Origin of the sequence: Streptomyces sp. 13-12-16, assembly GCF_002114215.1 — a bacterium.
In the GTDB taxonomy this organism is placed as follows: Bacteria; Actinomycetota; Actinomycetes; order Streptomycetales; family Streptomycetaceae; genus Streptomyces.
The window spans coordinates 1-8,629 of sequence record NZ_NCTE01000113.1 but is presented as its reverse complement, the minus strand read 5'-3'; the positions used below and the strand labels follow the sequence as shown (position 1 = coordinate 8,629).

Genomic DNA, 8,629 nt, shown 5'->3' with positions numbered 1-8,629 from the left:
CTCCACCGGGGTCGCGCACGGCGCGCCGCCCCCCGGCGGCCACCGCGCCGCCACCGGCCCCGCCGCGACCGTGATCAGGGTCCCGGCGGCGCTGGGAGCCCTGGACCGGGTGGCGGCGTTCGTCCTCGGCCTGGGGGAACGCGCCGCACTGCCCGCCAGTGCCCTGTACCGGCTGCGGCTGGCCGCGGACGAGCTGACGACCAACATCGTCATGCACGGCTACCGGGGAGCCCCCGGCGAGATCACGGTGGACGGCGGGATCGACCCCGACCAGGTGTGGGTCCGCTTCCAGGACGACGCGCCCGCCTTCGACCCCCGGCAGGGCCTGCGGCCGCCCGCCCTGGACCAGCCGCTCGCCGAGCGGCGGATCGGGGGCCTGGGCGTCTATCTCGCGTTCACCGCGGTGGACGGCTTCGCGTACGACCTGGTCGCGGGCCGCAACGTGAGCACCCTCGTGATGCTGCGCCGTGCCGAGCCACGCCCACCGGGCGGCACGGACGCAAGCGACGAGCCGACGGAGTAGACGAGGCGGAGATGGCTCAGACGAAGGTGCTGGTGCTGGACGAACGGCGCGGCATGCCCCCGGGGCTGCGCGACGCCCTGGACCACGTGGGCGCCGAGGTGCACGTGCACAGCCCCGGCGAGGTGCTGGCCGCCCCGCCGGGGCGGCTGCCCGAGGTGACGGTGCTGCTGGCGTCCGCGGAACTGACCCCGCACACCGTGCGGGCCGTGGCCCGCAGGCTCGACGACGAGGGGCAGCGTCCCTCGGTGGTGGCGTTCGCGGAACACGACCTGCACCTGCTCGACCACCACGTGCTCGCGGGCGCCGACTACCTCGCGCCGCCCTTCCACCCCGACCTGGTGCGGGCCCGGCTGCGGGACTGCCACGAGCGGGCCCAGTTCAGCCGGACCATGGAGGACGTCGCCGCGCACGCGGAACTGCTCAGCTACGAACGGGAGCTGGAGATCGGCCGGGAGATCCAGCTCGGCTTCCTGCCCGACTCCCTGCCCAGCCCGAAGGACTGGGAGATCCACGTACGGTTCCGGCCCGCCCGTACGGTCGCCGGCGACTTCTACGACGTGTTCGAGATCGTCAACCGGCGCCGGCTCGCGCTGGTCGTCGCCGACGTCTGCGACAAGGGCGTCGGGGCCGCGCTGTTCATGGCCCTGATCCGTTCGCTGCTGCGGCACACCGCCGAACAGAGCGGGCTGCAGAGCCTGATCGCCGCCGAGCTGATGGGCGAGGAGGCCGGCTGGGCCGAACACAGCCGCGCCATCCCGGTGGTGGGGGCGACGCCCCTGCTGAACGCGGTCGCGGGCACCAACAACTACCTGACCCGCAACCACATCCGGCAGGGCTACTTCGCCACCATGTTCTTCGCCGTCCTCGACCCCGCGACCGGCAACCTGGTCTACATCAACGGCGGTCACAACCCGCCCGTGCTGCTCAGCGCGGGCGGCGGCGAACCGGTCCTGCTGGAGCCCACCGGACCCGCCGTCGGGGTCATCCCGGACGTCGACTTCTCCCTGGGCTACACCCGCATCGGCCCCGGCGACACGCTCTTCATCTACACCGACGGGGTCACCGAGGCCCGCTCCGCCGACGGCGAGTTCTTCGGCGAGGAACAGATGGTCGGGCAGCTCGGCGAGGCCGCGGTGCGGGGCGAGGAACTCCTCGACCACATGGACGGCGCGCTCAGCGAGTTCGTGGGCCGGGCCGAGCAGTCCGACGACATCACCATGATGGCCGTCCACTGGAACCCGCCCGGAGCACCCGCCGCCTGACCAGCCGCCGCGCCGGCGGATCCGACCCTCAGCAACCGGTGGAGACCATGTCGCAGATCATCACCGTGCACTCCTATCGGGGAGGCACCGGCAAGTCGAGCACGGCCGCCAACCTCGGGCTGCTGCTGGCGGCCTCGGGCCGCCGGGTGGCGCTGGTGGACACCGACATCCACACACCCGCCCTGGACGTGATGTTCGGCCGCACCGACGCGCGGCCGCGCCGCTCACTGAGCGACTACCTGATCGGCCGCTGCGAGATCGAGGACGCGGTGTACCCGGCGGGCACGGACGCCGGACACGACGGCTTCTTCCTGGTGCCGGCCCGCAGCAGGTCCGCGGCGGCGGCCGAGATCCTCGGCCGCGGCTACGACGTGGGGCTGCTGCGGGAGGGCTTCGACCGGCTCATCGACTCCCTCGCCCTGGACGTGCTGCTGCTCGACACCCACGCCGGGTTCAACAACGAGACGGTGACGGCGATCGCCGGCTCGGACGCCCTAGTGGTGGTGACCCGCGCGGACCGGCTCGACCTGGCCGGCGCCCGGGAGACCGTGTCGCTCGCGAACCGGCTCGGTGTCGCCCGGCTGGCCGTGGCCGTGAACATGGCGCCGGGCGGCACGGTCCACGACCGGCTGCACGACGAGGTCGAACAGGCCTACGCCACCCGGGTGTCGGCCGTCCTGCCGTACGCCCCGGAGATGGTCTCGCTCGCCGGGGAGCGGCTGTTCTGCACCGCCTACCCGCACCACCCCGTGGTGGCGGGCTACCGCCGGATCATCTCGGACGTCAGCAACGGCACCACCGCGATCCGCCGCTGACCACCGTCCCAAGCGACCGCACCCGGGTGCGAGGAAGAGGCATGTGATGCAGGAGAAGCCCGCCGCAGGGCGGTTCGCGCCGTCCGTGGGACGCATCCCCGTGGTGGACGTGCGGCCGGTGGCCGACGGCGGTCACCGGCCCGTGCGCGCCGTGCCGGGCGAGGTCTTCGAGGTGTCGGCGACCGTGTTCCGTGAGGGCCACGACGCGGTCGCCGCGAACGTCGTGCTGACCGGCCCCGACGGCACCGGGGGCGAGTGGACCCCGATGCGGCCGCTCGCCCCCGGCACCGACCGGTACGCGGCCCCGGTGCACGCCGACCGGGAGGGCGACTGGACGTTCCGGGTGGAGGCCTGGTCCGACCCGGTCGCGACCTGGCGGCACACCGCCGACCTCAAGGTGCCGGCCGGCGTCGACGTGGAACAGGTGCTCCAGGAGGGGGCGCTGCTGCTGGAGCGCGCCGCCGACGCCTTCACCGCCCGCGAACGCGTCCCGCTGACCACCGCCGCGCACACCCTGCGGGACGCCCGGACGGCCCCGGACAAACGGCTAGCCGCCGCCTGCGACCCGGTGGTGACGGCCCTGCTGAACGCCCGGCCGCTGCGCGAACTGGTCACCCGATCCCGTGAGTTCCCGCTGCGGGTGGACCGGGAGCGGGCCCTGTACGGCGCCTGGTACGAGCTGTTCCCGCGCTCCGAGGGCGCCCTGCTGCCCGCCGCCCCCGGCACCGGCACGGCGGCCGAACCGCCGCGCTCCGGCACGCTGCGCACCGCCGCCAAACGCCTGGAGGCGGTCGCCGACATGGGCTTCGACGTGGTGTACCTGCCCCCGGTGCACCCCATCGGCACCACCCACCGCAAGGGGGCCGGCAACACGCTCGTCGCGGGCCCGTACGACCCCGGATCGCCGTGGGCGATCGGCTCCGCCGACGGCGGGCACGACGCGATCCACCCGGACCTGGGCACCCTCGACGACTTCGACCACTTCGTGGGCCGGGCCGGCGAGCTGGGCCTGGAGGTCGCCCTGGACTTCGCCCTGCAGTGCTCCCCGGACCACCCGTGGATGACCGAGCACCCCGAGTGGTTCCACCACCGCGCGGACGGCTCCGTCGCGTACGCCGAGAACCCGCCGAAGAAGTACCAGGACATCCATCCGATCGACTTCGACACCGACCCCGACGGGCTGCACGCGGAGTGCCTGCGGATCCTGCGGCACTGGATGGAGCACGGGGTGCGGATCTTCCGCGTCGACAACCCGCACACCAAACCGGTCGGCTTCTGGGAGCGGCTGATCGACGCCGTGCACGCCACCGACCCCGACGTGCTGTTCCTCGCCGAGGCGTTCACCCGCCCGGCGATGCTGCACACCCTGGCCCGGATCGGGTTCCACCAGTCGTACACGTACTTCACCTGGCGCAACTCCAAGGACGAGGTGGAGTCCTACCTGTCGGAGCTGGCCGGGCTCGGCGGGGAGGAGCAGGCCGCGTACCTGCGTCCGAACCTCTTCGTGAACACCCCCGACATCCTGCACGCCTACCTCCAGTACGGCGGCCGTCCGGCGTTCGCGGCGCGGGCCGTCCTGGCCGCCACGGCCGGACCCTCCTGGGGCATGTACGCCGGGTACGAGCTGTACGAGAACGTGCCGGCCGGTCCCGGCAGCGAGGAGTACCTGCACTCGGAGAAGTACCAGTACCGGCCGCGCGACTGGGAGGCGCACGAGGCGGCCGGCGACTCCCTGGCCCCGCTGGTGCGCACCCTGAACACCCTGCGCCGCACCCACCCCGCCCTGCGCCGGCTGCGCAACCTGCGCTTCCACCACACCGACGACGACGCCGTCGTCTGCTTCTCCAAGCGCGACGACACCGACTGGGTCCTGGTCGTCCTCAACCTCGATCCGCACGGGGTGCGCGAGGCGACGGTCTCCCTGGACCTGCCCGCCCTCGGCCTGGACCGCTCCGACACCTTCACGGTGCACGACGCGCTGTCCGGCGCGACCTGGCGGTGGGGCCGGGACAACTACGTACGCCTCGACCCGCAGCAGCACGTGGCCCACATCCTCACCGACGGGAACCCGCAGCCGTGACCACCGCACCCCACGCACCGGCCCTGCCCGCCACCGCCCGCAAACGCCTCGTCACCGGCGAGACCGGCGACCCGCACGCCCTGCTCGGCCCGCGCCCGGCCGAGGGCGGTGTGCTCTTCCGGGTGCTGCGTCCGCTCGCCCGCGCCGTGACGGTCACCGACCCCTCGGGCACCCCGCTGCTGGAGCTGCGGCACGAGGGCGAGGGCGTCTTCTCCGGCCTGCTGCCGGTGCCCGCCGTCCCCGACCACCGGCTGTCCGTCGACTACGACGGGCACGTCCACACGTACGACGACCCGTACCGTTTCCCGCCCACGCTCGGCGAGCTGGACCTGCACCTGATCCGGGAGGGCCGGCACGAGGAGCTGTGGCGCGTGCTCGGCGCCCGGGTCCGCACCCACGACAGCGGCTGGGGGCCGGTCGGCGGCACGTCGTTCGCCGTGTGGGCGCCGAACGCGCGCGCCGTGCGGCTCGTCGGCGACTTCAACGTGTGGGACGGCCGCGCGCACCCGATGCGCTCGCTCGGCGCCAGTGGGGTGTGGGAGCTGTTCGTGCCGGGCGTCGACGAGGGCTGCCGCTACAAGTACGAGATCCTCACCCCGGACGGACGCCGGCTCCTCAAGGCCGACCCGCTGGCCGCGCACGCCGAGGCCGCGCCCGGCACCGCGTCCCTCGTCCACGCCTCCCACCACCGCTGGGGCGACGCCGACTGGATGGCGCGACGCGCCGCGACGGCGGTGCACCGGGAGCCGATGAGCGTGTACGAGCTGCACCTCGGCTCCTGGCGGCCGGGGCTCGGCTACCGGCAGCTCGCCCGCGAACTGCCCGCCTACGTCAAGGCGCTGGGCTTCACCCACGTGGAGTTCCTGCCGGTCGCCGAGCACCCCTTCGGCGGTTCCTGGGGCTACCAGGTCACCTCCTACTACGCGCCCTCCTCCCGCCTCGGCTCCCCCGACGACTTCCGGTTCCTGGTGGACGCGCTGCACCGGGCGGGCATCGGCGTCATCGTCGACTGGGTGCCGGCCCACTTCCCCCGGGACGACTGGGCGCTGGCCCGCTTCGACGGCACCCCGCTGTACGAGCACCCGGACCCGCGCCGGGGCGAGCACCCCGACTGGGGCACCCTCGTCTTCGACTACGGGCGGGCCGAGGTGCGCAACTTCCTGGTCGCCAACGCCCTGTACTGGTGCGAGGAGTTCCACGTCGACGGGCTGCGCGTGGACGCCGTCGCCTCGATGCTCTACCTGGACTACTCGCGCCCCGACGGGCAGTGGCTGCCCAACGCCTACGGCGGCCGGGAGCACCTGGAGGCGGTGGAGTTCCTCCAGGAGGTCAACGCCACGGTGGCCCGCCGCTGCCCCGGCGCGGTGACCATCGCCGAGGAGTCCACGGCGTGGGACGGGGTGACCCGGCGCACCGACGAGGGCGGGCTCGGCTTCCACCTGAAGTGGAACATGGGCTGGATGCACGACTCCCTGTCGTACATGGCCGAGGACCCCGTGCACCGGCAGTACCACCACCACGCGATGACCTTCGCGATGGTCTACGCGTACGCCGAGAACCACCTGCTGCCCGTCTCGCACGACGAGGTGGTGCACGGCAAGGGCTCGCTGCTGGCGAAGATGCCCGGCGACCGCTGGCGGCAACTGGCCGACCTGCGCGCCTACCTGGCCTTCATGTGGGCCTTCCCGGGCAAGCAACTGCTGTTCATGGGACAGGAGTTCGCCCAGGACACCGAGTGGTCCCACGACCACGGCCCCGACTGGTCGATGCTCCGGCACGGCGCGCACGCCGGGGTGCGCGACCTGGTGCGCGACCTGAACCGGATCTACCTCGGCGACCCCGCGCTGTGGAGCCGGGACACCCGGCCGGAGGGGTTCCGCTGGATCGACGCCGACGCGGCGCAGGACAACGTGTACTCCTTCGTCCGCCACGGCGACTCGGGCGAGGTCCTCGTCTGCGTCTTCCACTTCCAGCCCACCGTCCGCCACGGCCACCGGATCGCGCTGCCGCACGCCGGTGACTGGACCGAGGTGCTCAACACCGACGACACCGCCTACGGCGGCAGCGGGGTGGTCCGGCGCGACCCGGTCCGCGCCGTGGAACAGCCGCTGCACGGCTTCCCGGCGAGCGCCGGGATCACGCTGCCTCCCCTGGGGGCGGTGTGGCTGCGGCCCCTCTGAATCCCCGCCGAGTCCCGCGCGTGACCAGAAGGAGAGACCACCGTGCCCGCTCCACGTCTGAGGACCACCCCGCTGCCGGGAATCGGGGTGCAGTACGAGATCACCACCCGGCGGCACGACACCCTGTCCGTCATCGCCCACCGCGACGGCGCCCGCACCCTCAACGTCCACCACGACGACGACCCCGACTCCTGCGCCCTGTCGATGAGACTCACCGGCGCCGAGGCCCTGTCCCTCACCGACGCCCTGCTGCCGAACCACAACAGCCCCAACCTGCTGCACACCAGCGACTTCGGGCTGCTCGCGGAACGGGTCACGATCACCGGCACCTCGCACTGGAACGGGCGCACCCTGGGCGAGACGCAGATGCGCACCCGCACCGGGGCGTCCATCGTCGCCGTGATGCGCCGGGCGCACGCCATCCCCTCGCCGGGGCCGGAGTTCCGGCTGCGCGGCGGCGACACGGTGATCGTGATCGGCACCCGGGAGGGCGTCGACGGCGCGCACGACATCCTCGATCGGGCGTGATGACGTGCACTCGGCCGTGTTCCTGATGGAGTTCGGCGCCGTCGTGCTGGCGCTCGGCCTGCTGGGCCGGTTCGCCGTACGGATGCGTCTGTCACCCATCCCGCTGTACCTGCTCGCCGGGCTCGCCTTCGGGCACGGCGGGCTGATCCCGCTGGGCGGCAGCGAGGAGTTCATCGAGGTCGGCGCCGAGATCGGCGTCGTCCTGCTGCTGCTCCTGCTGGGTCTGGAGTACTCCGCGGGCGATCTCGTGGGGCACCTGAAGGTGCACGCCCCCGCAGGGGCGGTCGACTTCCTGCTGAACGCCCTGCCGGGCGCGGCGGCGGCGCTGTTGCTGGGCTGGGGCCCGGTGGCGGCCGTGGTCCTCGCCGGCGTCACCTGGGTGTCGTCGTCCGGGGTGATCGCCAAGGTGCTCGGGGACCTCGGGCGGCTCGGCAACCGTGAGACGCCGGTGATCCTCAGCGTGCTGGTGCTGGAGGACCTGGCGATGGCCGTCTACCTGCCGATCCTCACCGCGATACTGGCCGGCGCGGGCTGGGCCGCGGGCGGCCTCACCCTCGCCGTCGCGCTCGCCGCGGTCGGCACGGTCCTGCTGGTCGCGGTCCGCTACGGCAGGGTGATCTCCCGGTTCATCTCCAGCGACGACCCGGAGAAGCTGCTGCTGGTGGTGCTGGGCCTGACCCTGCTGGTCGCGGGCGTGGCGCAGCGGTTGCAGGTGTCGGCGGCGGTGGGGGCGTTCCTGGTCGGCATCGCGCTGTCCGGGGAGGTCGCCGAGCACACCCACCACCTGCTGATGCCGCTGCGGGACCTGTTCGCCGCGGTGTTCTTCGTCTTCTTCGGGCTGAGCACGAACCCCGCGACCATGCCGCCGGTGCTGCTGCCGGCGCTGGCGCTGGTCGTGGTGACCGTCGCGACGAAGGTGGCCACCGGGTACTGGGCGGCGCGGCGGGCCGGGGTCGGGGAGCGGGCCCGGTGGCGGGCGGGCGGGGCGCTGGTGGCGCGCGGGGAGTTCTCCATCGTCATCGCGGGGCTCGCGGTGTCCGCGGGCGTCGAGCCCGCGCTCGGGCCGTTGGCCACGGCGTATGTGCTGCTGCTGGTGGTCATCGGGCCACTGGCCGCGCGCTTCGTGGAGCCGCTGGCCGCACGGGTGCTGGGGCGGGGGGCGGAGGAGCCGCCGACGGGGAGCCGGGCGTCACGGGAGCCGGTGGCGGCGGTGGACTGAGCTTCTGGGGGTGGCGCGGGGG

Annotated in this window: 7 protein-coding genes; all 7 read left to right on the top strand. The window is 73.4% G+C overall.

Going from position 1 to position 8,629, the window contains the following annotated elements:
* Window positions 1-523, top strand: a 523-nt coding sequence (locus B7767_RS05430) for an ATP-binding protein (RefSeq protein WP_256923329.1), incomplete at its 5' end; no start/stop codon positions are given.
* Window positions 524-534: 11 nt separating this feature from the next.
* Window positions 535-1,785 carry a PP2C family protein-serine/threonine phosphatase gene (locus tag B7767_RS05425; protein WP_085571113.1) on the top strand — a complete coding sequence of 417 codons (1,251 nt, stop codon included), beginning with the start codon at window positions 535-537 and terminating at the stop codon, window positions 1,783-1,785.
* A 47-nt stretch (window positions 1,786-1,832) separates the two neighbouring features.
* Window positions 1,833-2,600: a MinD/ParA family protein gene (locus tag B7767_RS05420; RefSeq protein ID WP_085571112.1), complete on the top strand. Its 768-nt coding sequence runs from the start codon at window positions 1,833-1,835 to the stop codon at window positions 2,598-2,600.
* Window positions 2,601-2,646: 46 nt separating this feature from the next.
* A complete protein-coding gene (locus B7767_RS47790; RefSeq protein WP_143652225.1) occupies window positions 2,647-4,680 on the top strand; it encodes an alpha-1,4-glucan--maltose-1-phosphate maltosyltransferase in 2,034 nt (677 codons plus the stop codon).
* Complete coding sequence (gene glgB / locus B7767_RS05410; RefSeq protein WP_256923328.1) at window positions 4,677-6,860, top strand: 1,4-alpha-glucan branching protein GlgB; 2,184 nt, start codon at window positions 4,677-4,679, stop codon at window positions 6,858-6,860. The genes B7767_RS47790 and glgB overlap by 4 nt, the downstream gene beginning before the upstream one ends.
* Window positions 6,861-6,902: 42 nt before the next feature.
* On the top strand, window positions 6,903-7,388 hold the full coding sequence (locus tag B7767_RS05405) for a cation:proton antiporter regulatory subunit (protein ID WP_085571110.1): 486 nt from the start codon (window positions 6,903-6,905) through the stop codon (window positions 7,386-7,388).
* Window positions 7,389-7,392: 4 nt separating this feature from the next.
* Entirely contained in the window at window positions 7,393-8,607 is a 1,215-nt protein-coding gene (locus B7767_RS05400) for a cation:proton antiporter (protein ID WP_085571109.1), read from the top strand.
* Window positions 8,608-8,629: the final 22 nt, after the last annotated feature.